The organism is Streptomyces sp. BBFR2, assembly GCF_044497305.1.
Taxonomy (GTDB): domain Bacteria; phylum Actinomycetota; class Actinomycetes; order Streptomycetales; family Streptomycetaceae; genus Streptomyces.
This window is the reverse complement of sequence record NZ_CP172415.1, coordinates 2,499,028-2,523,646: the sequence shown is the minus strand read 5'-3', so window position 1 is coordinate 2,523,646 and position 24,619 is coordinate 2,499,028. Positions and strand designations below refer to the sequence as shown.

17 protein-coding genes and 1 riboswitch are annotated in these 24,619 nt (G+C 74.3%); of the genes, 9 read left to right on the top strand and 8 right to left on the bottom strand.

What is annotated here, in order from left to right; all coding sequences use genetic code 11:
* Positions 1–222 precede the first annotated feature (222 nt).
* Positions 223–549: a hypothetical protein gene (locus ACGH2B_RS09530; RefSeq protein WP_399086992.1), complete on the bottom strand. Its 327-nt coding sequence runs from the start codon at positions 547–549 to the stop codon at positions 223–225.
* Positions 550–869: 320 nt separating this feature from the next.
* On the opposite strand from ACGH2B_RS09530, the gene ACGH2B_RS09525 reads away from it, so the two are divergent.
* Complete coding sequence (locus ACGH2B_RS09525) at positions 870–2,162, top strand: hypothetical protein (RefSeq protein WP_399086990.1); 1,293 nt, start codon at positions 870–872, stop codon at positions 2,160–2,162.
* Positions 2,163–2,310: 148 nt separating this feature from the next.
* Here the strand turns inward: ACGH2B_RS09525 and ACGH2B_RS09520 are convergent, their stop codons facing one another.
* Positions 2,311–2,520 carry a hypothetical protein gene (locus tag ACGH2B_RS09520; RefSeq protein WP_399086988.1) on the bottom strand — a complete coding sequence of 70 codons (210 nt, stop codon included), beginning with the start codon at positions 2,518–2,520 and terminating at the stop codon, positions 2,311–2,313.
* Positions 2,517–4,106, bottom strand: coding sequence for a PspC domain-containing protein (locus tag ACGH2B_RS09515; RefSeq protein ID WP_399086986.1), 1,590 nt, complete (start codon positions 4,104–4,106; stop codon positions 2,517–2,519). Before ACGH2B_RS09515 ends, ACGH2B_RS09520 begins: the two co-directional genes overlap by 4 nt.
* A gap of 230 nt (positions 4,107–4,336) precedes the next feature.
* Between ACGH2B_RS09515 and ACGH2B_RS09510 the strand changes: the two genes are divergently transcribed.
* From ACGH2B_RS09510 to ACGH2B_RS09495, 4 genes are all read left to right on the top strand, one after another.
* Positions 4,337–6,295: a serine/threonine-protein kinase gene (locus tag ACGH2B_RS09510; RefSeq protein WP_399086985.1), complete on the top strand. Its 1,959-nt coding sequence runs from the start codon at positions 4,337–4,339 to the stop codon at positions 6,293–6,295.
* A 251-nt stretch (positions 6,296–6,546) separates the two neighbouring features.
* Entirely contained in the window at positions 6,547–7,827 is a 1,281-nt protein-coding gene (locus ACGH2B_RS09505; protein ID WP_399086983.1) for a PspC domain-containing protein, read from the top strand.
* Positions 7,828–8,060: 233 nt separating this feature from the next.
* Entirely contained in the window at positions 8,061–8,885 is an 825-nt protein-coding gene (locus ACGH2B_RS09500) for a LuxR C-terminal-related transcriptional regulator (RefSeq protein WP_399096867.1), read from the top strand.
* A gap of 289 nt (positions 8,886–9,174) precedes the next feature.
* Positions 9,175–10,299 (top strand): alpha/beta hydrolase, encoded by a 1,125-nt coding sequence (locus ACGH2B_RS09495; protein ID WP_399086981.1) that lies wholly within the window; start codon positions 9,175–9,177, stop codon positions 10,297–10,299.
* A gap of 363 nt (positions 10,300–10,662) precedes the next feature.
* Here the strand turns inward: ACGH2B_RS09495 and ACGH2B_RS09490 are convergent, their stop codons facing one another.
* A complete protein-coding gene (locus ACGH2B_RS09490; protein ID WP_399086979.1) occupies positions 10,663–11,463 on the bottom strand; it encodes a GNAT family N-acetyltransferase in 801 nt (266 codons plus the stop codon).
* Positions 11,464–11,575: 112 nt separating this feature from the next.
* On the opposite strand from ACGH2B_RS09490, the gene ACGH2B_RS09485 reads away from it, so the two are divergent.
* Complete coding sequence (locus ACGH2B_RS09485; RefSeq protein ID WP_399086977.1) at positions 11,576–11,929, top strand: hypothetical protein; 354 nt, start codon at positions 11,576–11,578, stop codon at positions 11,927–11,929.
* Between the two features lie 129 nt (positions 11,930–12,058).
* Here the strand turns inward: ACGH2B_RS09485 and ACGH2B_RS09480 are convergent, their stop codons facing one another.
* Entirely contained in the window at positions 12,059–13,201 is a 1,143-nt protein-coding gene (locus ACGH2B_RS09480; protein ID WP_399086976.1) for an NlpC/P60 family protein, read from the bottom strand.
* Between the two features lie 7 nt (positions 13,202–13,208).
* Positions 13,209–13,392, bottom strand: a riboswitch (cyclic di-AMP (ydaO/yuaA leader).
* 260 nt (positions 13,393–13,652) lie between these two features.
* Here ACGH2B_RS09480 and pcrA point away from each other — a divergent pair.
* Complete coding sequence (gene pcrA, locus ACGH2B_RS09475; RefSeq protein WP_399086974.1) at positions 13,653–16,145, top strand: DNA helicase PcrA; 2,493 nt, start codon at positions 13,653–13,655, stop codon at positions 16,143–16,145.
* Positions 16,146–16,234: 89 nt separating this feature from the next.
* Here pcrA and ACGH2B_RS09470 read toward each other — a convergent pair whose 3' ends face one another.
* Positions 16,235–17,929, bottom strand: a complete 1,695-nt coding sequence (locus ACGH2B_RS09470; RefSeq protein WP_399096864.1) for a peptidoglycan DD-metalloendopeptidase family protein — start codon at positions 17,927–17,929, stop codon at positions 16,235–16,237.
* Positions 17,930–18,631: 702 nt separating this feature from the next.
* Between ACGH2B_RS09470 and ACGH2B_RS09465 the strand changes: the two genes are divergently transcribed.
* Positions 18,632–19,090: a cobalamin B12-binding domain-containing protein gene (locus ACGH2B_RS09465; protein WP_399086972.1), complete on the top strand. Its 459-nt coding sequence runs from the start codon at positions 18,632–18,634 to the stop codon at positions 19,088–19,090.
* Between the two features lie 229 nt (positions 19,091–19,319).
* Here the strand turns inward: ACGH2B_RS09465 and ACGH2B_RS09460 are convergent, their stop codons facing one another.
* Both ACGH2B_RS09460 and ACGH2B_RS09455 read right to left on the bottom strand, forming a co-directional pair.
* Positions 19,320–21,227, bottom strand: coding sequence for a DUF5691 domain-containing protein (locus tag ACGH2B_RS09460; protein WP_399086970.1), 1,908 nt, complete (start codon positions 21,225–21,227; stop codon positions 19,320–19,322).
* A gap of 651 nt (positions 21,228–21,878) precedes the next feature.
* Positions 21,879–23,240, bottom strand: a complete 1,362-nt coding sequence (locus ACGH2B_RS09455; RefSeq protein ID WP_399086968.1) for an SWIM zinc finger family protein — start codon at positions 23,238–23,240, stop codon at positions 21,879–21,881.
* Positions 23,241–23,408: 168 nt separating this feature from the next.
* Between ACGH2B_RS09455 and ACGH2B_RS09450 the strand changes: the two genes are divergently transcribed.
* Positions 23,409–24,608, top strand: coding sequence for an AAA family ATPase (locus ACGH2B_RS09450; RefSeq protein WP_399086966.1), 1,200 nt, complete (start codon positions 23,409–23,411; stop codon positions 24,606–24,608).
* The last annotated feature ends 11 nt before the right edge of the window (positions 24,609–24,619 follow it).

Genomic DNA, 24,619 nt, shown 5'->3' with positions numbered 1-24,619 from the left:
GGACGGCAGAGTCGATGGGGCGGGTGGAGGCCATCGCGTCCGGGGCGGGCGCGGTCCTGCCGGTTCGCCGGGGAGCCTGACGAAGACCGCTGCATCCGGCCGGGACGCGAGCCTGCCGATGCGCCGGGCAGCTTCTCCGAAGGTGCCCTCGGGTGCGGTCCCCGCGTGCCGGAGGCCCGCCCCCAGCGCCGTACGCCCCGGCCGGGCCGGGCATCTCCGTAATCAGTTGCGCCCCAGGAACCCCCGGGCCGCGTGGACGAACGCGGCGCGCGCCGTCGTGTACGCCTCCCATGCGCCGTCCGGCACCGTGTCGAGGCGGTGCAGGTCCCGGAGCTGATCCCGCAGGTCACGGGCCTGTTCGACGGGGCCGACGCCCTCCACGTCGAGCACGTTGAACGCGGCCTGGGTCGCCGCGTAACTCTCCCGCGTCGCCGCGAGCGCGTCCTCGGGGGAGTCGTAACGGCCCTCCGTCCGGCGCCAGATGACCGCGCCCTCGGCGTCGCTCGCGGTGAGGAACGCGGCGTACGCGTCCCGCCGTGCGAGATACATCAGCGGATCCTTCGGCAACCCGGCCACCTCCACCGTGCGGGGACAGGGCGGCAGTATCGGCCGCACGGCCCGACTAGTGAAGGCCCGGCGCGGCGCCGGATGCCCGAACGCCCGGGCGCACGCCGGGGCGTCAACCCGGGGGTGACGCGTTCACCCGCCGCCATCTGGACGTTTTGCCGCACCACCCGGCACCTGCGGCACACTGCCCTCCGAACGTAATCCCTTACGGGGAAAGGAAGTTGACACCGGACGCGGCCCGAGGGCGGCCCGGGGTCATGGCGAGCGGCGGTGGCGTAGCGGTGGAAACGGCAGGCGGGGCGATGGGGGCGCCCGGCGCGGGTGTGACTCCGGGGGCGGGCGACGATCCCGGAGGTGAGTGGTGTCGCTGCGGGCACGGGGTGAACGCCGCGCACCGGAAGGCGGTCGCGGCGTTTGTGGCGCTGCGCGAGGAGTACGCCGCCGGACGCGGTATACCGGCCGGACTCGCCCGCTCCGCCGGAGCCGCCCGCCAGTGGGTCTCCGACGAACTCGCCCTCTCCGCGCGCAACTTGACCGAACGCGCCGCCGCCACCCGCGCCACCTGGCTCGACGCCGTGCACCGCGGCACCCTCCGCACCCTGTGGGGCGCGGTCGCCGTGCTGCTCCTCGGGCAGGCGCTGACCGCCATCGGCGGCGGCTGGACCCCGCACCGCACGGCCACGCTGGCCGCCGCCGTCGCCCTGGCGCTCGGCGGCACCGTGACGGCGTGGCGCCACCGCGGGCACGGCGGGGTGCTGGCCCCGCTCACCGGCGAGGACCACCGGCTGTCCACCTCCCGTACGGTCGCGGCCGGTTGGTCCGTCCTGACGGTCTTCGCGGTGCTGACCGCGGTGGCCGGGAACGTCCTGCCCGACACGGGCCCGTACCCGGCCGCCCCGGGCGCCGCGGACGGTGCGCTGCCCGGACGGGCCGCGCTCGCCCCGCCACTGCTGCTCGCCCTGCTGGCGGTGTCCGGTACGGCGGTGGCGGCACGCGCCGTGGTGGCCGCGCGGGTACGGGCCGGGCGGCTCCAGAAGCCCGCGGCCGAACGCCCCCGCGCCGTCGACCTGTTCGCCGACGACGCGGGCCGCGCGGACCTCGCCGCCACGCAGTATCTGCTGGTGAACGCGGTGGTGGCGGCGCTGGCCCTGACCGCGGTACTCGGGCCGCCCGGGCTCGTCCGCACGCCGGAGGGCTGGGCCGCCGCCGCGCTCGTCGTGGTATCGGCCGCCGGCTACCTGGCCGCCAAGTGCGGTGAGGGCGGCGGCCCCGTCATCCTGTCGGTCGTCCGCGCCCGGGAGCCGGGCGACCTGCCCGCGCCGATCCGCCCGGGTGACGACATCGAGATCCGCGGTACCGGCTTCGTCCCGCCGGGCGCCCGCACGCCGGACCTGCTGGCCCGCATCGTCGTACGCATCGGAACGGTCCACGTACCGGTCCCGCTGGTGCCCGCCCCCGGCGGCTTCAGCAACCCCGCGGATGCCACCCTGACCGTCCCCGTACCGGCCGATATCGAGCCGGGCCCCACGGAGATCCGGGTGATCACCGCCTCCGGAGCGGAAACGGCGGGCTGGACCGCCGAGGTCGGGGAGTAACCCGCCACCCCGGGCCCAGGCACCGGAAGCCCCGGTGGCCCGGCCGCCCCCGGCGTCAGGGACGCGATGCCGCCCCGGCGCCACGGCCGGTACGTGACGGCCCGTCTTCCGTCGTCGCCCTACCGCGGCGCCTGCCCGGGGCCCGTCGCTACCGCTCCGGACCCGGACGCCCCCGGCGGGCGACGGCCCAGGCCACGGCGGTGATGCCGGAGGCCAGCAGACCCGCCGGTATCACCAGGAAGAGCCAGGGGCCGGGCGCGTGCCAGCCCCCCACGGCATCGAGGCCGTATCCGACGCCGACGGCCACCGCCGCCAGCCCGCAGATCAACCGGGTCGGTTCGAAGGGGTGACGCTTCATGAGGTGCCTCCCGGGGACGGCCGAACGGCGGGAACGAGAGCGAGGGTGCGGGGAGCGGCGCACGGCGGGGGGCCGGCGGATATGCGCGCGGTGGCCGGCTGCGGCGAGCCGGCCGGTGTGAACGGAGCGGCCACGGCAGCCGGCAGGGCCCCGGCCCGGGAACCGGTCGTCGGCGGGGACGCCTCCCCGGACGGCGACGGGGCGGAGGAGGACGGAGAGGACGGCGGCGGAGCGTGACGGACGTCGATCTGCCCCGCGCCCACCCGGAGCGTCAGGTCGAGGAAACCGCGTGGCTTCTCCCCCTTCTTCAGCCCCTCGGCGGGCAGCGTGACCGTCCGGGTGCGATCCCCGGCGGAGATCCGTACATCGTCGGCGGACTCGCCGGGCAGACGTACGTCGCCGAGCCCCAGCGACAGATGGACCGTCGTCCGCACGCCCCGGGGCAGTGTCACCTCCAGGCGGCCCGCGCCCACCTCGGCGCCGGTACGGATCGTGCGGCCGTCCTTGACGGGCAGCCCCCCGAGGTCCAACCTGCCTTCTCCGGAGCCGAGTTCGTAATGCCGCTGGACGGCGGTGACTTCGGTGGGGGTCCAATGACGGTTCTGCCAATGGGCGCTGAGGTTGTCGGGCAACACCGTCGACACCGCGAGGAGGGCCGTGGTCAGCACCACCATGACGACGGTGCCGCCGCCCGTCCGGCCCAGCCAGGCGCTGGCCACCAGCCCCAGTCCGAAGACCACCAGCGCACAGGCGAGGCCCGCCTGGAGCGCGTGCGCGAACGGGGCGTGCCGTGCGACGCCGAATGCCGTGCCGACCCCGCCGAGCACGGCCAGCAGGAAGACCGCGCCGCCGATCCGCCGCCCGGCCCGCTGCCGGTGCGGCGTCGCGTGTGCGCCGGACGTCCGGGCCGCCGCACCGCCGGAAGAGGGCCCGGGGCGCCGGGCCGAGCCGCCGTGCGCACCGGGGCCGGGCTGATAGGTGATGTGGGGCAGCTCCGGCCCCCACAGATACATCAGCCCGGGTGGCTCCTTGCCGAGCGGACCCCGCCACCACGATGGTGCCCGCGGGCCGGGCGGAGCCATGGTCTCCGGCGGTGCGTCGGCGGCGACCTGCGCGGCGGCCGCGTCCCGGGCGTCGGGGCTGTCGGTCCGGCCGCGGTGCCGGCGCGACCAGTAGGCGGCACCGGCCACGGCCAGTGTCAGCAGCACCGCGAAGGACATCACGCTGCCCTTGCCCAGCGTGGTGAGGAACAGTCCGCAGCCGACCAGCGCGAACAGCAGCGCCGTCAGCGCCGAGCCCTCGACCCGGCCGGAGAGCAGCCGACGGCCCTCGTTCTCCTCCTCGCCGTGCAGCGGGATGAGCAGCCAGGCGAAGCCGTAGAAGATCAGCCCCAGGCCGCCGGTGACGGAGAGCACGGCGAGGGCGATCCGGAAGATCACCGGATCGAGATCCCACTGCCGGCCCAGGCCACCGCAGACACCGGCGACGACCTTGTGCCGCCGGCTGCGGCGCAGCGGCGGACGCGGCGGGGCGATGCCGTCGGCGCCGGGCGGTGCCGATTCCTCGGCGGGGGCTGCTTGATTCATGAACCCATGGTGACAAGCGCGGTGGAATCCCGGCATCAGTGGAAACCCTGGCTGAACCCTGAGATCGACCCTGAGCAACCCCGATATCGCCCGAGGGTTCGCATATCCCCCCGAGATCCGCCGCCGCGGCGAACGGACCGTGCACAGGCGCGGCAGGCGGGGGCCGGATCGGCCGGGTCGGAGACTATCGTTGCGCCCTGGATACGTACGGGTTTCCGAAGGGGCGTGCGGTGACGGAGGCGGCGTCGGTGGACGAGGGGCGACTGGTCGCCGGGCGGTATCGCCTGATCGAGCGGATAGGCCGCGGCGGTATGGGCACCGTCTGGCGGGCCCGGGACGAGGTCCTCGCACGCCAAGTGGCCGTCAAGCGGTTGCACGTCTCGCCCCAGTTGGACGCGGACGAGCTGGCCCTGCGCCACGAGCGGACCACCCGCGAGGCGCAGGCCGCGGCGCGCATCAACCACCCCAATGTGGTCAGCGTCCATGACGTGGTCATCGACGACGGGCTGCCGTGCATCGTCATGGAGTACGTACCGGCCGGGACGCTCGGCGACCTCATCAAGCAGGCGGCACGGGAGAACCGCTTCGTGGACCCCCGGGAGGCGGCCCGGATCGGCCGCGGCATGATCGCCGCGCTGCGGGCCGCGCACGCCGCCGGGGTGCTGCACCGCGACGTCAAGCCGGGCAACGTCCTCCTGGGCGACGAGGGCCGCGTCGTCCTGACCGACTTCGGGATCGCCGTCGCCTCCGGTACGTCCACCCTCACCAAGACCGGGGAACTGGTCGGCTCCATCGACTATCTGGCGCCCGAGCGGGTCAAGGGCGGCACCCCGGGGCCCGCGTCCGACCTGTGGGCCCTGGGCGCGACGCTCTATCAGGCGGTCGAGGGGCGGCCGCCGTTCCGTAAGGCCACGGCGGTCGAGAGCGCGTACGCCATCGCCGTCGACCCGTTGGAGCCGCCGCGCCATGCCGGGCCGCTGACGGCGCTGATCGAGGCGCTGCTCGCGAAGGAGCCCGGCGACCGGCCGACGGCCAAGGTCGTCGAGCAGGCACTGCGCTCCGCCGAGGCGGAGGTGGACACGGCGCTGATCGGCTGGCCGACGCTGGCCCTGGGCACCGTGGGGCGCGGCGGCGGCTCCGACACGGCGGGTGACGGCGAGGCGCCGACCCGGCCGGTCGTCCCGCCGGACACCGCGGGTGACGGGCGGTCCGCCACCGGGAGCGGCGGTACGGGCCCCACCACCGGGATCGCCGGGAGAACGACCGGTACCGGGGCGGTCTCCGACCCCCGGACAACGGCCTCCCTGAGCACCACCGCGACCGGCGCCACCACCGACACCGCGGCCACCGGCACCACCGAAACCGCTGTCACCGGGCCCACCGGCCAGGTCGTGGAAGCCGTGGCGGACGCGCGCGCTCTCGTCGGCGTGGACGCGGAGGCCCAGCGGGTCGCCGAGGCGGACACCGGCTCCCTGGGCGGTGCGCTCGTACCGCCCGGAACCGGGGCGGCGCCGGCGGCCACCGACGACACGGGCCGGATCGCGGTGCCCGCGACTCCCCGTAAGCGCCGCGGACGGGTCGTCCTCTGGTGCGCCCTCGGGGCGCTGGCCGCCGGGGGCGGCGCGGGCGGTGCCTGGTACGCGCTCCACGGGAGCATCGGCGGCACGGCGCAACCGGGGAGCAGCTCCTCCGGGCAGCCCACCACGCCCCGGCAGACCGTCGGCCCGCCGCCGCCCACCCCCGACGGCATGCACCGCGTCGAGGAGCGGCAGCTCGGCGTCTCCTACCCGGTGCCGGACGGCTGGAAGCGGCAGGTCAACGATGGTGGCCGGCAGATCGTCTACATCTCCCAGGAGTCGCTCGCCCAGTTGACGATCAGCGTCCTGGACTTCTCGTCCGGCGACCAGGTGGCGCACTTCAAGCAGGTCGAGGGCGATCTGCAGAAGCAGTACCCGAGCTACTCGCGCAAGCGGCTGCAGGACACGATGTACCAGAACGACCCGGCCGCCATCTGGGAGTTCACCTTCCAGGGCCGGGTGCGGGAGTACCGCGGCATCGACCTCGGGTTCGGGCGCGAGGGCGAGAAGGAGTACGCGATCTACGTCTCCGCGCCGAGCGCCGACTGGGCCACCTACCGCGACCTCTTCTCCAAGGTGAAGGACGGCTTCCGCAAGCGCGGGGACGGCTGACCTGCGGCGCGCCCACCTCGGGCCGCCTGACACCGCCGCCTTCTCCTTCCGCCGTACAGCCGGACCCCGGCTGCACTTCTCCTGCTGGGCCGCACCCTCCGCTCCGCGCCCCTCGTACGACGTCGCGTCAACCACCGCACGCCGACGGATTCCGTCCGTGCCGAAACGGCGCCGGGCCCCCGCGAAATCTCAGGGATCACCTCAGGGTCGACCCTGATGTCCCCGGACCTGCCGCGTGTGACGATCGGTGCATGACCACAGCCCCGCCGCGCGCCGGAGCGCACCACGCGTCCGCGCAGGAATACGACGAGCCGCCCGTGCGCAAGCTCTACCGCAGCGCCGACGGGCGGCTGCTCGGCGGCGTCGCGCGCGGACTCGCGGGACATCTGGGTCTCCCCGTCTCCTGGGTCCGGGTCGTCTTCGTCGCGCTGTTCCTCGCCGAGGGCATGGGCGCGCTGCTCTACGCCGCGTTCTGGTTCTTCGTCCCGCTCGGCGTCGGCGGGGTGGAGGAGCGCCGGACCACCGCCGACGGCGCCCGGCGCCCCGTCGCCCGCAGACCCGATACGGGCCAGGTCATCGCGTTGATCGCGCTGCTGGCCGGATCCGCGTTCGTCGCCTCCCGGTTCCAGCTCGGTATCGGCAGCGGCTATCTGTGGCCGGTGCTGCTGATAGCCGCGGGTGTCGCCCTCGTCTGGCGGCAGGCCGACAACGCGCGCCGCGCGCAGTGGCTGGAGCTGGGCCGCCGTAAGGGCGTCCTCCCGGTGCTGCGCGGTGCGGCCGGTGTGGCGCTCGTCGGCGTCGGGGTGACCGGCATCGTCGTGCTCCAGGGCTCGGTGGGCCATCTCGGCTCGGTGCTCCAGGCCGCGCTCGCCGTCCTCGTCGGTATCGCCCTGCTCGCGGGCCCCTATCTCGTCCGTCTGATCCAGGACCTGTCCGAGGAGCGGCTGATGCGTATCCGTGCGCAGGAGCGGGCCGAGGTCGCCGCCCACGTCCACGACTCCGTGCTGCACACCCTCACCCTCATCCAGCGCAGCGCCGACGACCCCCGCGAGGTCGCCCGGCTCGCCCGCGCCCAGGAACGGGAGCTGCGGGCCTGGCTGTACCGGCCCGAGAGCCGCACCAAGGAGGAGGACGAGGAGCCCGCCACCCTCGCCGACGCGGTGCGGACGGCGGCGGCCGAGGTCGAGGACCACCACGGCGTGCCGATCGAGGTCGTGATCGTCGGCGACTGCCCGCTGGACGAGGCGCTGGGCGCACAGATGAAGGCCGCCCGCGAGGCGATGGTCAACGCCGCGAAGTACGGCGGCGAGGGCGGGCCGGTGCAGGTCTTCGCCGAGGTGGAGGGGCGCTCCGTCTTCGTCTCGGTACGCGACCGGGGGCCGGGCTTCGATCTGGACGCGGTGCCCGGCGACCGGATGGGGGTCCGCGAGTCCATCATCGGCCGGATGGAACGCAACGGCGGTACCGCCCGGTTGCGGTCCGTGCCCGGCGGCGGCACCGAGGTCGAGCTGGAGATGGAGCGCGCCGAATGACCGCACCCTCGGCCGTGACCGCACCCGCGCCCCTGCCCGCCGCCGTCCCCGTACCTCTCCCGATGCGCGCCCCCACGGCCACTTCCATGACCAGCTCCACATTCACATCCGCATCCATATCCACCCCCACACCCACCGCCGCGCCCGCCGGGCGCCGTATACGCGGCGGCGACGACACGCTCGCCGCACCGCGCGATGATGACGACGCAGACCACGAGGGACGGACGGAAGACATGCACAGCGACGGCGCACAGCAGGGCGTGAGCAGCGACGACGCTCCCCGGAGCACACCGGTCGGCACCGGTACACCGGCTCCCCACGGCACCGCGGACCCCGCCGGGCCCGCGTCCCTGGGGCCGGCGGACGACGGCCCGGCCGCCGGGGGAGCGGACGGGGAGCGCACCGTACGGGTGGTGCTCGTCGACGACCACCGGATGTTCCGGACCGGCGTCCAGGCGGAGATCGGGGTGACGGAGCGGACCGGTGTCGAGGTGGTCGGGGAGGCGGCCGACGTCGATCAGGCGATCACGGTCATCGCCACCACCCGCCCCGAGGTCGTGCTGCTCGACGTCCATCTGCCCGGCGGCGGCGGTGTGGAGGTGCTGCGCCGCAGTGCGACGCAGATGGCCGACCCGGAGCGGCCGGTCCGCTTCCTGGCGCTGTCGGTCTCCGACGCCGCCGAGGACGTCATCGGCGTCATCCGAGGCGGCGCGCGCGGCTACGTCACCAAGACGATCACCGGGAAGGACCTGGTCGGCGCGATCTTCCGGGTGGCCGACGGCGACGCGGTGTTCTCGCCCCGGCTCGCCGGATTCGTGCTCGACGCGTTCGCCTCGACGGACGCGCCGCCGCTGGACGAGGACCTGGACCGCCTCACCCAGCGGGAGCGCGAGGTGCTGCGGCTGATCGCCCGCGGCTACGCGTACAAGGAGATCGCCAAGCAGCTCTTCATCTCCGTGAAGACCGTGGAGTCCCATGTCTCCGCGGTGCTGCGCAAGCTCCAGCTCTCCAACCGCCATGAACTGACCCGCTGGGCCGCCGCCCGCCGCCTGGTGTGACACGGCGGCGGGCCTGACGTACGGCCGGTCGCGCCGGGCGCACCGTCCGGCGGTGTCCGGGCGTCCGGCGCGCCACCGGAAGGATTCGGTCCGCCGCCGGAGAGGTCCGCGTCACATACCGGGGATCCATCGGCAAAAACTCTGACAAAAGGAGGAAAGAACCTGGCGAAGAGGGGCAACCAGGACGTCGTGGAACGCCATCTAAAGGCGCGGAGAGCCTGCTGCCGTCGGCGCGGCCACCACCCGTCGACCACGTACATGCCGTACACGTCCTGGAAGCGAGATCCCGATGAGCCTGACGGGCACGCCCTTCTTCCTCACCTCGCTTCTGCTGCTGACCGTCGCCCTCGTCGTGCCGCTGGCGCTGTGGAGCCGGATAGCGGGGCCGCGCCTGGTGCGCGGCGCCATCCGGCTGGCCATGCTGCTGTTCGCGCAGGTCACCGCCATCACCGTGGTCTTCGTGCTGGTCAACAACGCCAACAACCTCTACGACACCTGGGACGACCTCCTCGGCACCGGGAGCCACATCGAGGCGGCCCACGACCTCGGGCCCGACGGGATGGGCGGCCTCCAGATATCCGACGAGCCCCGCCGGGCCCAGCCGTTCCGCCCCGCCGACGATCCGGTGGTCGGGCCCGGCGTGCAGATGACGGAGCTCCAGGGCCGTATCTCCGGCGTCAGCGGCGAGGTGTACGTGTGGCTGCCGCCGCAGTACCACGACCCGGCGTACCGCACGAAGAAGTTCCCGGTGGTCGAGCTGCTGCCCGGCTACCCCGGGTCGGCCAAGTCCTGGCTCGGCACGCTGGGGGTGGCCCGTCAGCTCCAGCCGATGATGGAGCGCGGGGAGATCGAGCCGTTCATCCTGGTCGCGCCGCGTACCAACATCTACCGGGGCGCCGACACGGGCTGCGTCAACATCCCCGGGAAGGTCAACGCCGACAGTTGGCTGACCGTCGATGTGCGCCAGATGGTCATCAACACCTTCCGGGCCGGGGACCGCCCCGGTTCCTGGGCGCTGGCCGGGTACTCCGCCGGGGCGCACTGCGCGACCAGGCTCGCCCTGGCCCACCCGGACCGCTACCACGCGGCGGTCAGTATGTCCGGGTACAACGACCCGGCGGGCGAGGCCACCTCACTCGCCGGCAAGGACCCGAAGCTGCGGATCGAGAGCAATCCGCTGCACGAGCTGAGGGAGGCGAACGCCGCGGGCCGCCCGCCGCGCACCGCGCTCTTCCTCTCCGGCGCCCCCGGCGACGGCTACGAGGCCGCGCTCGGACTCCAGCGGGAGGCCCGGCGGCCGACCACGGTGACCGTACGGCGGATCGGCAAGGACGCCGGCGGCCACACCACCGCGGTCTGGCGCCAGCAGGTTCCCGAGGTCTTCCGTTGGCTGAGCGGGCAGGTCAGGGGCTGACGGCCGAGCGGCGGCGATCGGGGGACCGGCGGCCGGGGCCGAGCCCGCCCGTCGTAGGGACGGCCCGCCCGCCAGGGGCCGAAGCCGCCCGCCACGGGCCGAAGCCGTCCCACCCGGCCATGCCCCGAGCCGGCGCCGTCGCCTCACCCGCCACGGTTCCCGAGCGAGCGGCACCCGGCCCGGGCACCGTTCGCCCGCCGAAGGCTTCCGTCCCTGAAGCCTTCCGCCCCACAGCGGCTACCGCCCGGAGCCGAAGCCCCGCACCCCGGGGCCCCGGGGCCGAGCCGACGCCCCGAGCGGCCCTCACCCCGAGGAAGCGGCCCTCACCCCGAGGAAGCGGCCCTCACCGCGAGGAAGCGGCCCTCACCCCTCCCGTACCACCGCCGTGACCGGTGAGCGGAGGTGCCAGCCGAGGGCCGTGTAGAGATTCCGGCCGGGCGGGCCGGCGACGAGTACGGCCTCGAAGGCGCCCCGCCGGACGGCATGGGCGGTGAGCGCGGCCATCACCAGGCGGCCCAGGCCCCGGCGGCGGTGTTCCGGCTCCGTGCCGATCAGGTCGTGGACGGCGGACAACGGGGCACCGCCCGTGCCGCCGGTCAGCGCGGTCCGGCCGCTCGCGGCGGGCCGGTCGGCCGCCGCCCGGCCCGTGACCAGGATCCGTACGTCCAGGATCCCGTCGCACTCCTCGGTGACGAGGCGGTAGCCGGGCGGGGGCACGGTGTCCGGGGGAGACGGCGGCAACGGGGCGGTCATGAGGTACTGCGGTTCGTCGTACCGCCAGGCGCCGGTGAGCAGCGGCGCGACGCGGTCGCGGGGCGCGCAGATCTTGAGCCAGACGTCCGGCGCCACCGTACGGGCCAGCTCGCGCAGGACCGCGGGGTCGGCGGCCGGGAGGACGTAGCGGGCGGCGTGCCGCGGGCGGCCGACCTCGATGCGGTAGCCGCCCAGAACCGCTCGCGGCGGCGGCGTCGCGCGGGACCGTGCCCACCCGTGTGCCCAGACGGCGGCGATCCGCGCCAGAGCGGCGGGGTCACCCGCCACCGGCGGACCGGCCGGGGCACCCGGCCCGGCCGGGCCGCCCGTATGTCCGCCTCGCTCCGGGGCGCCAGGGCCCCGCTCCGGGGTGTCGGGGACGGGGCGGCGGGCGGCATCGGCACGGTCCATGCGCCGCACCCTAGAGCCGCCCCCACGGCGCGGACAGGCCGTGAACAGGCCAGGAACAGCCGCGACGAGGCCCCCGGGAGGAGGTATGGGGGAGACCGTTACGATCCGCACTATGGACGTAGTAATCAATATCTTCGTCGGTCTGCACATCATCGGTATCGCCTCCCTGCTGGGAGGCTTTCTGACGCAGATGAAGGCGATGAGCGCGGGCACCGCCCGGTTCGTGCCGGCGATGCTGCACGGTGCGCTGACGATGCTGGTCACCGGCATCGTGCTGGTCGGCCTGAACCAGGCCCAGGGCAGCCCGGTCGACAACATCAAGATCGGCATCAAGCTGGCCGTCCTGGTCGTCATCCTGGGGCTGGTCTACGTCAAGCGGGACGAGGAGAGCGTCGCCAAGCCGCTGTTCGGCACGGTCGGCCTGCTCACCATGGTCAACATCTTCATCGCGGTGCTCTGGGTCTGACCCCGGGAGGGGCGCGCGGCGATTCCCCCGCGCCCCCGGCCCACCCCGCGCACGCCACCGGCCCGGCCCCTCACCGAAGGGGCCGGGCCGGTGGCGTTCTCCGGGGCGGTCACGCGGCCCGGCGGGGCGTCACGCCGGGCGGACGCTCCCGTAGATCGGCATGTAGTAGATCGACTCGATGCGTACGCTCGCGCCCGGCTTCGGGGCGTGGATCATCTTGCCGTCGCCGATGTACATCCCGACATGGCTGATGTCGTTGTAGAAGAACACCAGGTCACCGGGGGCGAGGTCCTTGGTGGCGACGCGCTGGCCGAACTTCACCTGGTCCCAGGTCGTCCGCGGCAGGTCCACCCCGGCGGCCTTCCACGCGGCCTGCGTCAGCCCGGAGCAGTCGTAGGAGTTGGGGCCGGTGGCGCCCCAGACGTACGGCTTGCCCATCTGCGCGCGGGCGAACGCGAGCGCCTTCGCGGCCTTCGTACGGTACGAGCCGTCGGCCGGTCCGCCGCCCTGGCCGGGGTCGGTCGTCCCGGGGGAGCCGGTGTCCGTGCCGCCGCCACCGGGCCGCTCGCGCTGCTTGCGGGCCTCCTCCTCGGCCTTGCGGCGGGCGGCCTCCTCCTTCTTGCGCTCCAGCTCCGCCAGGCGCGCCTTCTCCTGGGCGGTCAGGTCGGAGAGCAACTGCCGGGCCTCGGCCAGCTTGCCCTGGACCGTCCGCTTCGAGCCGGCCAGCTCGCTCTGCGACTCCTGGAGGCGCTCCAGACTGCGGGTCGCCGCGGCCCGCTGGCGGGCCGCGGCCGCCTGCTGCTCCTGGTAGGCGTCGACGGCCTGCTGCTGCCGTCCGGTCAGCCGCTCCATGAGGTGGCTGCGGTCGGCGAACTGCTGCGGGTCCTTGGCGAACATCAGTTGCGCCGTGGTGCTCATCCCGCCGCTGCGGTACTGCGCGGCGGCGAAGGTGCCCAGCTCACGGCGGGCCTCGTTGAGCTTCCCTGTGCGGCGGGCGGCGGCGTCCTGGAGGTCGCTGACCTCCGCCCGCCGCGCGTCGACGCGTTCCTTGACGGCGTTGTACTTCTGGGTCGCGACCTCCGCCTGGTGGTAGAGGGCGTCGACCTTCTTCTTGACCTCTTCGACGGTCGGCTTCGGGGCCCGGGGGGCCGCCTCGGCGGACTGCGACAGCAGGGTGACGGTGGCGAACGCCGCGGTCGTCAGTCCGGCGGCCGTCCGGCGGCTGCCGGGCGAGGTGAGGGCGCGGGTGCGCGGCTTGCGGTGCGACGGCAAGGCCGGCGACTCCTTCCGTGGACCGCCTACCGGGTTAGCTGTCGGGTTCGGGCGGTGTCGCAACGGAAGGCTTGCCCTACGGCCGGTACGTCCGCGCGCGGCGGCCGTGCAGGTCGATTCACCCCGGTGGTGCTGGTGGGTCCCCGGCTCCGGGTGCCGTGGGGCAGGGCCGGACTCGGCGGAGGCGGCCCGTGCGGACGCTGTCGTCCGCGGGATGCGGGCTGCCCGAGCGTGAACCTAGCCAACTCGTGTGGCTCCTGTGAAGGCAGGTGTTCGAATTGCCCGAAACCTTTCCGTGACCTGTGTGCATGAAGTGACGATCGCGTGGGCAGGGCGAGGTTTCTGCGGTGAATGCCGGATTCGTGGGAGCTGGGGGCGGAACCCTCCTCCTTCCGGCCTTTCCCCGGCTCCGGGCCCGACTGTCAGTGGGGCGGCCTAGACTCGGTGGGCGATGAGCAGCCTCTTTGACGACAGCTTCCTGGCGGACCTCGCCCCCAAGGACGAGGAGCCCCCGCCGCCCCCCGAGGACGAGCACGGCCCGGCCCCGGAGGAGGTCCCGCACGACCTCTTCAGCGGAAAGTTCGACGCGCCCGTGCCCCGGGACGCGCACTACCGCGACGGCGCCGCCCGCCCCGCCGTCGACCCGGCCGCGCTCCTGGAAGGGCTCAACGACGCCCAGAAGGCCGCCGTGGTGCACTCCGGCGGCCCGCTGCTGATCGTCGCCGGGGCCGGTTCCGGCAAGACACGTGTGCTCACCCACCGCATCGCCCATCTGCTCGCCGCCCGCGGCGTCCACCCCGGCCAGATCCTCGCGATCACCTTCACCAACAAGGCCGCCGGTGAGATGAAGGAGCGCGTCGAGGAGCTGGTCGGCCCCCGGGCGAACGCCATGTGGGTCTCCACCTTCCACAGCGCCTGCGTCCGCATCCTGCGCCGCGAGTCCAAGCACCTCGGCTTCACCTCGTCGTTCTCGATCTACGACGCCGCCGACTCCAAGCGCCTGATGGCCCTGGTCTGCCGCGATCTCGATCTCGACCCCAAGCGGTTCCCGCCCAAGTCCTTCAGCGCCAAGGTCTCCAACCTCAAGAACGAGCTCATCGACGAGGAGACCTTCGCCGGGCAGGCGGCCGACGGCTTCGAGAAGACCCTGGCCCAGGCGTACGCGCTCTACCAGGCGCGGCTGCGCGAGGCCAACGCCCTGGACTTCGACGACATCATCATGACGACCGTCAACCTCCTCCAGGCGTTCCCGGACGTCGCGGCCCACTACCGCCGCCGCTTCCGCCACGTCATGGTCGACGAGTACCAGGACACCAACCACGCGCAGTACACCCTCGTCCGCGAGCTGGTCGGCCCGGCCGAATCCGCCGCCGAGCTGTGCGTCGTCGGCGACGCCGACCAGTCGATCTACGCCTTCCGCGGCGCCACGATCCGCAACATCCTCCAGTTCGAGGAGGACTACCCGGACGCCACGACGATCCTGCTGGAGCAGAACTACCGCTCCACCCAGACGATCCTCTCCGCCGCCAACGCCGTCATCGAGCGCAACGAGAACCGCCGCCCCAAGAACCTCTGGACCGAAGCGGGCGAGGGCCCCCGCATCACCGGCTACGTCTCCGACACCGAGCATGACGAGGCGCAGTTCGTCGCCGACGAGATCGACCGCCTCACCGACGCCGGGGACGCCCGCGCCGGGGACGTCGCGATCTTCTACCGCACCAACGCCCAGTCCCGCGTCTTCGAGGAAATCCTCATCCGCGTCGGGCTGCCCTACAAGGTCGTCGGCGGCGTCCGCTTCTACGAGCGCAAGGAGGTCCGCGACATCCTCGCGTACCTGCGTGTGCTCGCCAATCCGGAGGACACCGTCCCGCTCCGCCGGATCCTCAACGTCCCCAAGCGCGGCATCGGCGACCGCGCCGAGGCGATGATCGACGCCCTGGCACTCCGCGAGAAGATCAGCTTCCCGCAGGCGCTGCGCCGCGTCGACGAGGCGTACGGTATGGCCGCCCGCTCCGCCAACGCCGTCCGGCGCTTCAACACTCTGATGGAAGAGCTGCGCACCATCGTCGAATCCGGCGCCGGCCCGGCCACCGTCCTCGAAGCGGTCCTGGAGCGCACCGGCTATCTGGCCGAGCTGCAGTCCTCCTCCGACCCGCAGGACGAGACCCGGATCGAGAACCTCCAGGAACTCGCCGCCGTGGCCCTGGAGTTCGAGCAGGACCGGGTGGCCGGCCCCGCCGCCGACGAGGCGGACGCGGACGAGCCCGTCTCCGGCGGCACCCTCGCCGACTTCCTGGAGCAGGTCGCGCTGGTCGCCGACTCCGACCAGATCCCCGACGAGGACGAGGACGGCAGCGGCGTCGTCACCCTCATGACCCTGCACACCGCCAAGGGCCTGGAGTTCCCGGTCGTCTTCCTGACCGGCATGGAGGACGGCGTCTTCCCCCACCTGCGCGCCCTCGGCCAGACCAAGGAGCTGGAGGAGGAGCGCCGCCTGGCCTACGTCGGCATCACCCGCGCCCGCGAGCGCCTCTATCTCACCCGTTCCACGATGCGCAGCGCCTGGGGCCAGCCGTCGTACAACCCGCCGTCGCGGTTCCTGGAGGAGATCCCCGCCGCGTACGTCGACTGGCGGCGCACCGGCCCGGCGACCCCGTCCGCGACCATGGGCGGGATGCGTTCCTCCGGCGGCAGCGGCGGGATCAGCTCCGGGTTCACCCCCTCGCGGGCCAAGAGCGGTCCGAGCGGGTTCGCCACCCGGCGGAGCAACGACCGCCCGGTGGTGGCGCTCGCCGTCGGCGACCGCGTCACCCACGACAGCTTCGGCCTCGGTACGGTCACCGGCGTCAAGGGCAGCGGGGACAACGCCGAGGCGACGATCGACTTCGGCGGCGAGAAGCCCAAGCGGCTGCTGCTGCGGTACGCGCCGGTCGAGAAGTTGTGAACGCCCGGAAGCCGTGAAAAAGGCCCGGCCCTCAGGGGCCGGGCCGCCGCGCGGGCGCCCGCCGGTCTCGAGCCGCCGGGCGCCGGGCGTCAGTTGGGGTTGAGGCCGTGGCTCTGCAGCCACGGCAGCGGGTTGATCGGCGAGCCGCCGCCCGGCCGCACCTCGAAGTGCAGATGCGGGCCGGTGGAGTTGCCGGAGCTGCCCGAGTACGCGATCTGGTCCCCGGCCTTGACCGAACCGGAGCGGATCTTGGTGCTGCTGAGGTGGCAGTACCACGTCTCCGTGCCGTCGGGCGCCGTCACGATCGCCATGTTGCCGTAGGCGGAGTTCCACTGGGTGCGGACGGTGCCGTCGGTCGCGGCCATGACGGGCGTGCCGTACTGCACGGGGAAGTCGATGCCGGTGTGGACGGACATCCAGTTGACGCCCGCCTGGCCGAAGAGGGCGCTCAGCCCGTGCTGCGCGACCGGCAGGAGGAACTTCGGGCGTGCGGCCTCCTTGCGCCGCGCCTCTTCCTCCTTGCGCTTCTTCTCTGCGGCCTGCCGGGCCTTGAGGTCGAGGCGCTCCTGGGTGCGGCTCGCCCGGTTGGCGAAGTCGTCGGCGCCGGCGCTGAGCCCCGCGAGCTGGGTGTCGAGCTTGCTGTTGGCCGCGGACGGCTTGACGCCTCCGGCCTCCGGCGCGGCCTGCGCCGCCTCGTCCTTCTCGTCGCCGCCGAAGTTGCTGACGGTGGCCGCGGCTGCGGCGCAGACGCCGAGGGCGGCGACGGAGGGCACCGCGATGGTCAGCAGCGCGGACCGCTTCGCCGTCCGGCGGCGGCCCCGGCCCCGCACCGCGGAGGCGGTGGCCCGGCCGTGACCGGGGGCGTCGTCGGCGGGGCCGGACGGGACGACGGGGACCGCCTGGGTCATCGCGTCGGCGACCGCGGCGGCACGCGCACCCGAACCGGACCCCGGGGATCCGGCCTCGGGGAGCGGCGGTTCGGCGGGCTCGTGCGGCAGGGCGTCCTCGGCCGGGGGGCCGCCCTGGGCCGGGATGATCGCGGTGGCCGCCTGGTCGATCGCGGGCCACACGGCGGTGGCGTCGTGCCCGGACGCGTCGTGCCCGGCGTCCTCGGTGACGGCCGGCTGCACGATCGTGGCGGTCGCCGCCTCGTAACCGCCGGTGCCGTACGCCGTCCGGTCGTCGTACCCGGCGGCCTGCCCGTCGAAGGAGCCGCTGCCGAGGGGGTCGCCGTAGCCGTACGCACCGGTGCCGGTCTCCGTGCCGAACCCGCTCGTGTCGTAGGCGCCGGTGGCGTAGGTGGTGTGCGCACCGGTCGGGTAGGCACCGGTGCCCTGGCCGTACCCGTCGTCATAACCGTAGGCGTGGGCGCCGGGGGTCTCGTGGCCGGTGTGGGCGTACGGGTCGTAGGCGCCGTCCTGCGTGTCCGGGCCGTAGCCGGTGCCGTACGTCATGGTGTGGTGCGTACCGGTGTCGTACCCGGCCGTGTCGTACGCGCCGGTGGCGTAGGTCCCGGTGTCGTGGGTGCCGGTGCCGTACGACGCGGCGTAGGTGCCGGTGTCGTAGGCGGCGTCGTACGGCTCGGTGCCGTAACCGGCCGTGGGGTACTGCCCGGTGTCGTAGCCGCCGGGCAGGGAACCGAAGAGCGGATCGGCGGCGTCGTATCCGGGGTAACCGGCCGCGGAGTGCTGCCCGTAGGTGTCGTACGCGGGGGAGTGCCCGTACGAGGCGTCGGGAGCGGGGCCTGTCGGGAGCGGAACCTCCGACGGGTGACGGTCGTTCACCACCAGCTTCTCTTTCGCCTCGGCAGCAGGAGAATTAGCGGCGACTGTACCCGGCGGTACGCGACGCCGACAATCTTCCTCAGGTTTCGGCGCGACCCGGGCCGGGCATTTGGCCGCCTTTCGGTGGCATCCCCGCCTGCTCGCGGCGTCCCCGTCCGGTCGGTACGGGGACGCGGCGCCCGGCGGGGCGCGCCCCGGACGGGCCCGCGAGGCCGGAATTCCCTTGACGTGTCCGGTGGATGCCGGGCGTGGCGTCCGGGCCGCCGCCGAATGCGGGGATTCCCGCCACGGAATGGCGAGGGATGGCTTGATATCGATCTTTTGTCGGCGCCGGACGGTTCCGGAAGGGGCGCTGTGAGCGGAAATGCGGACGGCGCGGACGAATGGCGCCATGAATATCGGGCGAATTCCGGTGGATGTTCCGGTGCGGGTGCGGTTGTTGGCGGGAGGTCCGGTGGGGCCGGCGCCGTCGGGGGCGTTCCGGCCCGGGAGGTGGTCCGGGGCGGGGCGCGGAGGCGGGGAGGTGCGGCGGGGCGGGGTGTGCGCCGTGTGATTTCCCCCTCCCCGCATGTCACGGGGCCGCGGGGTACGCGATGCTGGGGATAACGTTCGTTCACCTGTGGCCGCCGGACCGGACGGTCGCACGATCGGTTGTCGGCTCGGCGGCACACACGACGTGCCGTGCATGACTTGGAGGCGGTTATGGGTGTGGCACGGCATGACGAGGCGCAGGCGCACGGCCGGGGCGCGGCCGGTACGCAGGGCCCGATCCGCGTCGTGGTGGCCAAGCCGGGGCTGGACGGGCACGACCGGGGCGCCAAGGTCATCGCGCGGGCGCTCCGCGACGCCGGTATGGAGGTCATCTACACCGGGCTGCACCAGACTCCGGAGCAGATCGTCGACACGGCCATCCAGGAGGACGCCGACGCCATCGGACTGTCGATCCTCTCCGGCGCCCACAACACCCTCTTCGCCAAGGTGATCGCGCTGCTCAAGGAGCGCGACGCGGACGACATCAAGGTCTTCGGCGGCGGCATCATCCCGGAGGCGGACATCGCACCGCTGAAGGAACAGGGCGTCGCGGAGATCTTCACCCCGGGCGCCACGACCACCTCGATCGTGGAGTGGGTGACCGCGAACGTCCGCTCCCTGTCGGCCTGAGGGAACCGGGCGAGCGGGCGGCCCCGGGGGCTCGCGTCCTGGTGGCGGCCCGCTTCCGGATGGGACGCCGTGGTCCGGGCGCGGGCCGTTGCCGGGCGGCGTGCCGTGTTCCGGTGGCGTGCCGCCGTCGGGTGGGGCGCCGTCGGGTGGGGCGCCGTGCCCCGGCAGTGGTGGGCGGCGGGGCGCTCCGGGGCGCCGGGCGGGGGTTCGTGAGGCTTCGGACATCGGGTCACTCCGTCCGGGGTGAGGGAGAGGCGGCGGAGTCCGGGGCTGGGCCCGGGGCGGGTATCGCGCTCCCGGGCGCGTGGCCGGGAGCGGCGTTGTCGCTGCTGGTGCCGGAGGTGTCGGTGAGTTCGGCGAGCATGGTGGCGCGCAGGCGGAGGGTGCCGACGAGGCGCTGGAACGCTTCGGACCAGTAGCCACCGGAGCCCGGGGACGCGCCCTCGGGTTCGTCGGTGACCGCGGTCAGCATGTCGAGCCGGTCCGCGGCGGACGGGTCCAGGCAGCGTTCGGCCAGGCCCATCACGCCGCTGAAACTCCAGGGATAGCTGCCCGCGTCCCGTGCGATGTCCAGGGCGTCGACCACCGCCCGGCCCAACGGCTCGGACCACGGCACCGCGCAGACCCCCAGCATCCGGAACGCGTCGGCCAGACCGTGCGCCGCGATGAACCCCGCCACCCAGCAGGCGCGTTCCTCCGGTGGCAGGACGGTCAGCAGTTTCGCCGTGTCGCGGGACGAGCCGCACGGTGCGCCCTCGGGGTCCTCCGGCGCCGCCCCGGGGGCTCCCAGCAGGGCCCGGGCCCAGGCGGCATCGCGTTGCCGGACCGCCGCGCGGCACCACGCGTCGTGCAGTTCGGTGCGCCAGCCGTCCGCCACCGGCAGAGCGGCGATCTCCTGCGGTGTACGTCCGCCGAACCGCTCGGACCAGCGGTGGAGCGGCGCCGACTCCAGCAACTGCGCCAGCCACCAGGCGCGTTCACCCCGTCCCGCGGGGGCCTTGGCGGCCACCCCGTCGCGCCGCATGTCTTCGTCGCAGTTGCCCGGCGGCGTCACGACGAGCACCGGGCCTGCCTGTCCGTGGCGGGCCGCGCGGGGGACCGCTCCGGGGGAGAGGACGACGCAGGCGTGGGCGCGGGCCGCCATCCGCGTGGCGAACGCGGACGCCGGGAGCGTGGAGAGGAGTTCGGCGGCGGTGGCGCGGACGGTGCGGCTGCGGTCGGACAACGCCCGTTCCAGGAAGGGCTCGTCGGCGGGCGACAGGCCTTCGCGCAGGGTGTCGAGGAACAGCAGCCGGTCCTCGGCGTGCTCCGTCGCCCAACTGCCGGCCAGCAGCTCCCGGCCGGCGTCCGGCGCGCTCCGCCGAACCGAGGCCAGCAGGGCCACCCGCTCCGCGAACAGCCCTTCGTCCCACAGGCGCCGCACCGCCTCGGGGGCGTCGGAGCCCGGCGTCGCTGGGCCACCGGTGCCGCGGAGCGCGAACTTCCAGTCGCTGTTCAGCCGTGCCAGCCAGCGGGCCCGCGGACCGGCCAGCGCCAGCGCCGCCGGACGTAGGTCGGTCCGTGCGCGGGCGGCGTCGAGCAGGGCGGGCAGCAGCGCCTCGGGGGCGCGGTAGCCGTGGGCCCCGGCGGCGGCCAGCCACTGGGGCAGCAACTCGGTGAGGTCGGGCGCGGTGCCGCGGCGGTTGCTGCCGCCCGTGCCGCCACGGTCCGCGAGCAGCAGTGCCAGACGGCGGCGGGCGGCCGGCGGTATCACCGGCCGCGGATCGTCCGGGGCGGGCGCGGGCCGGTCGGCCGCGGGCGCGGGCCGCAGCGCGGCGCGGCGGCGCACCGTGCTGACGGCCGCCGCGTCCAGCAGCGCCGCGGCCGCACTCCGTCCGGGCCGCACCGCCACGGGCGGCGTCCGCCGCTCCGTCCCCAGCAGCGCCGCGCTCACCAGGGCGGACCAGGGGGCGGCCGGGGGCGGGGGAGTGGCGGACCGGACGGTGGCGAAGCTGCTGGTCGGTGGCGGTGTGCCTGCCCCGGTGGCGAGGGCGCTGGCTGCGCCGCCTCGCTCCGGTGGGAGTCCTCGGGACCTCGATCCGGTGGTGGGGCCGGTGGTGCTCAGGGCGGGCGAAGAGCTGGGGCCTGTGGGTGTCATGCCGTACTCCAGGAGTCGTCGGGTGAGGGCGTGGGGCTGGAGCTGCGGGGTGAGTGGGTGAGCTGGGGAGAAGGGGGCGGGAGAGCGGCGGGCGGTGGGCCGGGTGGGGTTGTCCGGTGGGTTCTTGGCGGCGCGCGGGTGCGGGGGCTGCCTGATGTACGGGGCAGGCGGATTCAGGAGGTTGGGAGTACGAGGGCGTCTGGTGCTCAGGTCGCCTCGGGCTCGTACTGCTCGGGACGGTGCGGCCGGGTGGATCGGGCTTGCGGGGGCTCGGGGCGGGGCGGACTCGGGGCGCGAGGCCCCGGCTCAGAGGCATCCGGGCTCGGAAGCCCCAGGTCGGGCCGCCTGGGCTCAGGAAGGCCCGGCCTACGAGGCTCCGGCTCGCGAGCCCTCCGCCCGGGACCATCCGAGCCCGGGAACCTCTGGGGCAGGGCGTTTCAGGCTTTCAGGCCACCCGCCCGGGGCCTCCCGGCCTACGACGCTCCGGTTCGCGAGCCCTCCGCCCGGGACCATCCGAGTGCAGGAAACCCTGGGCGCAGGGCACTGCAGGCTCCCAGGCCACCCGTCCGGGGCCGCCCCGTGCACGAGGTGTCTGCTCCGGGTGGCCCGGCTGCGGCCCTCCCTGTAGCCCGCCCCGGGGCGCCCTTCCGGTCATAGGGAGACCGGGGTCGGGTCCCAGGTGGTCAGGGGGAGGAAACCGCGGTGGCCGCAGGTGCCGAAGACCGTGACGGGGCGGCCGCCGGATATCGCGGCCAGCCGCCACAGGCCCGGCCGGCGCAGGCCGCGCGGGTCCAGCGGCAGCGCGGATTCGCCGTCCGCGTCGGCAAGTTGCCACTCCGGACCGCCGTCCGCGGGGATCGGTATGACGTCTGCGAGCACCACCGGCCAGGAGTCCAGCCAGGGATCGTCGCGGAGCGCCTCGCCGTACGCGCACGGTGCCGCGTCGACGCCGCACCCCGACGGCACCGGCCCGGGGACCGGTGGCGCGTGGCGTTCGCCCAGGGCGGCGCGCAGGGGCCGGGCCCCCGGGTGGAAGGCGAGGTCGGCGTCGAGCAGCAGGCCGGGTGGGAGTGTCGGCTCCAAGGGGCGGCCGCCGCCGGAGAAGGAGAGGTGGAGCGCCATCCGGCCGGTCCGCTCGCCCCGCAGGTGGATGCGCCGGGCGGTCAACCGGCCCTCCTCGGTGTCCTGTTGGGAGAGCACCAGCCAGCGGTCCCGCACCGGCGCCGCCTCGGGGCCGGTCAGCAGCTCAGCGGTGCCCGTCGTCAGGCCCACACGGGCCCGTACCGTCGCGGCGAGCGGCGGCGGCAGCCGCTCGACGGCGAGAAAGCCCTGGTCGAGGAGGTGGAGCAGCGCGCACTCCTCCAGGAGTCGCGACGGCCAGTCGCCGCCCGAGGAGGGCAGGGTGCCCAACTCCCGGACAAGAGTGGCGAGTCCGGGGGCCTGGGCGTCCACCATGCGGGCGGCGGTCTCCTCCCAGGAGGCGTGGCCTGCGCCCTCCGCGGCGGCGAGCCCCGTGTGCAGCAAATCCTCCAGGCGCTGCTCCAACTCCGTCGCGCCCGCGGCGATCCGGGCCGTCCGCCGCGCCGCGCGCCGGGCCGCGGACTCCGCGCCGTCGGACGCGGGCGGCGGCCTTTCGCCGTCAGGGGGTGCGGCCGCCCGGCGGTCGGACCGCTCCCGGCGGCCTGCCAGCCACTCCTCCGCCCAGGGGGGAGGCGTACCGGCGGGGACCGACTCGCTCCCGCCGGACCAGAGCAGCAGCAGCCCCAGCGCGTGCTTGCACGGGAACTTACGGCTCGGGCAACCGCATCTGTACGCCGGGCCGGTGAGGTCCACGACGGCTCGGTACGGCGCCGAGCCGCTGCCCTCGCACAGGCCCCACACCGCGTCGTCGCCGGTGCCCGCGCCCGACCACGGGCCGGGCCGGGCGAGCCTGCCGCCCGCCTTGCGTGATGACGTGTCAGGCGCGAGCGCGAGCACCTGCTCCGCCGTCCAGCGTTCCCCCTGCTGATTCATGTCACCGACGCTACGGCCCACCACTGACAATCGGCCGGACGGCATGGGGAAACCGCAGGTCAAGTGCGGTTTCGAGGGCGTTGTCAGTGGTCGGGTGCAGAGTGGGATCCAGCAAGCGGCCGACGGCCTGCCGGGCGTCGGTGGCAGTTCGTTCGATGAGGGGGAGTCATGTCCGCGGACGGGTGGAAGACGGCGGAAGCAGCGGCGGAGCAAGCGACGCCGGAAGCGACCGGCGGGGTGCGCGCGGCGCCGCGTGAGCGGGCCGCCGGGCGTGCGGCGGACGGCGGGGGAGAGGTGCTGCGGCCGCACGCGGAGGAGACCTTCGCCGACGAACTCGCCGCGCTGGCCGCCGCCGACGACCGCCCGCGGCCGGAGCGCTGGCGTCTGTCGCCGTGGGCGGTGGCGACGTATCTCCTCGGCGGCACGCTGCCCGACGGCACGGTCGTCACACCGAAGTACGTCGGCCCGCGCCGTATCGTGGAGGTGGCCGTGACGACGCTGGCCACGGACCGCGCACTGCTCCTGCTGGGGGTGCCGGGGACGGCGAAGACCTGGGTGTCGGAGCATCTGGCCGCCGCGGTCAGCGGCGATTCCACCCTGCTCGTCCAGGGCACCGCCGGCACCCCCGAGGAGGCGATGCGCTACGGCTGGAACTACGCCCGCCTCCTCGCCGAGGGCCCCGGGCGGGAGGCGCTGGTGCCCGGTCCGGTGATGCGGGCGATGGCGCGGGGGGCGACCGCCCGCGTCGAGGAGCTGACCCGTATCCCGGCCGATGTCCAGGACACCCTGATCACCATCCTGTCCGAGAAGACGCTGCCCATCCCGGAATTGGGCGAGGAGGTGCAGGCGGTCCGGGGCTTCAACCTCATCGCCACGGCCAACGACCACGACCGTGGGGTCAACGACCTCTCCAGTGCCCTGCGCCGCCGCTTCAACACCGTCGTCCTGCCACTGCCCGCCACCCCCGAGGCCGAGGTGGAGATCGTCTCCCGCCGGGTCGGACAGCTCGGCCGCTCCCTGGACCTGCCGGCCGTCCCCGAGGGGCTGGACGAGATCCGGCGGGTCGTCACCGTCTTCCGGGAGCTGCGCGGCGGTGTGACCGCGGACGGCCGTACGAAGGTCAAGTCCCCCTCCGGGACGCTGTCCACGGCCGAGGCGATCTCCGTGGTGACCAACGGCCTGGCGCTGGCGGCCCACTTCGGGGACGGTGTGCTGCGCCCCGGCGACGTGGCCGCGGGGCTCCTGGGCGCCGTCGTCCGCGATCCGGCCGCGGACCGCGTCGTCTGGCAGGAGTACCTGGAGACGGTCGTCCGCGAGCGGGACGGCTGGAAGGACTTCTACCGCGCCTGCCGGGAGGTGACGGTATGAGCGGGCCACAC

Bases quoted from the DNA above. Each gene is read 5' to 3' on its own strand.
- ACGH2B_RS09500 (WP_399096867.1), top strand. From the start codon at position 8,061: ATGCACAGCGACGGCGCACAGCAGGGCGTGAGCAGCGACGACGCTCCC.
- ACGH2B_RS09520 (WP_399086988.1), bottom strand. From the start codon at position 2,520: ATGAAGCGTCACCCCTTCGAACCGACCCGGTTGATCTGCGGGCTGGCG.
- ACGH2B_RS09485 (WP_399086977.1), top strand. From the start codon at position 11,576: ATGGACGTAGTAATCAATATCTTCGTCGGTCTGCACATCATCGGTATC.
- ACGH2B_RS09450 (WP_399086966.1), top strand. From the start codon at position 23,409: ATGTCCGCGGACGGGTGGAAGACGGCGGAAGCAGCGGCGGAGCAAGCG.
- ACGH2B_RS09465 (WP_399086972.1), top strand. From the start codon at position 18,632: ATGGGTGTGGCACGGCATGACGAGGCGCAGGCGCACGGCCGGGGCGCG.
- ACGH2B_RS09490 (WP_399086979.1), bottom strand. From the start codon at position 11,463: ATGGACCGTGCCGATGCCGCCCGCCGCCCCGTCCCCGACACCCCGGAG.
- pcrA (WP_399086974.1), top strand. From the start codon at position 13,653: ATGAGCAGCCTCTTTGACGACAGCTTCCTGGCGGACCTCGCCCCCAAG.
- ACGH2B_RS09460 (WP_399086970.1), bottom strand. From the start codon at position 21,227: ATGACACCCACAGGCCCCAGCTCTTCGCCCGCCCTGAGCACCACCGGC.
- ACGH2B_RS09495 (WP_399086981.1), top strand. From the start codon at position 9,175: ATGAGCCTGACGGGCACGCCCTTCTTCCTCACCTCGCTTCTGCTGCTG.
- ACGH2B_RS09515 (WP_399086986.1), bottom strand. From the start codon at position 4,106: ATGAATCAAGCAGCCCCCGCCGAGGAATCGGCACCGCCCGGCGCCGAC.
- ACGH2B_RS09525 (WP_399086990.1), top strand. From the start codon at position 870: ATGGGGGCGCCCGGCGCGGGTGTGACTCCGGGGGCGGGCGACGATCCC.
- ACGH2B_RS09530 (WP_399086992.1), bottom strand. From the start codon at position 549: ATGTATCTCGCACGGCGGGACGCGTACGCCGCGTTCCTCACCGCGAGC.
- ACGH2B_RS09505 (WP_399086983.1), top strand. From the start codon at position 6,547: ATGACCACAGCCCCGCCGCGCGCCGGAGCGCACCACGCGTCCGCGCAG.
- ACGH2B_RS09455 (WP_399086968.1), bottom strand. From the start codon at position 23,240: ATGAATCAGCAGGGGGAACGCTGGACGGCGGAGCAGGTGCTCGCGCTC.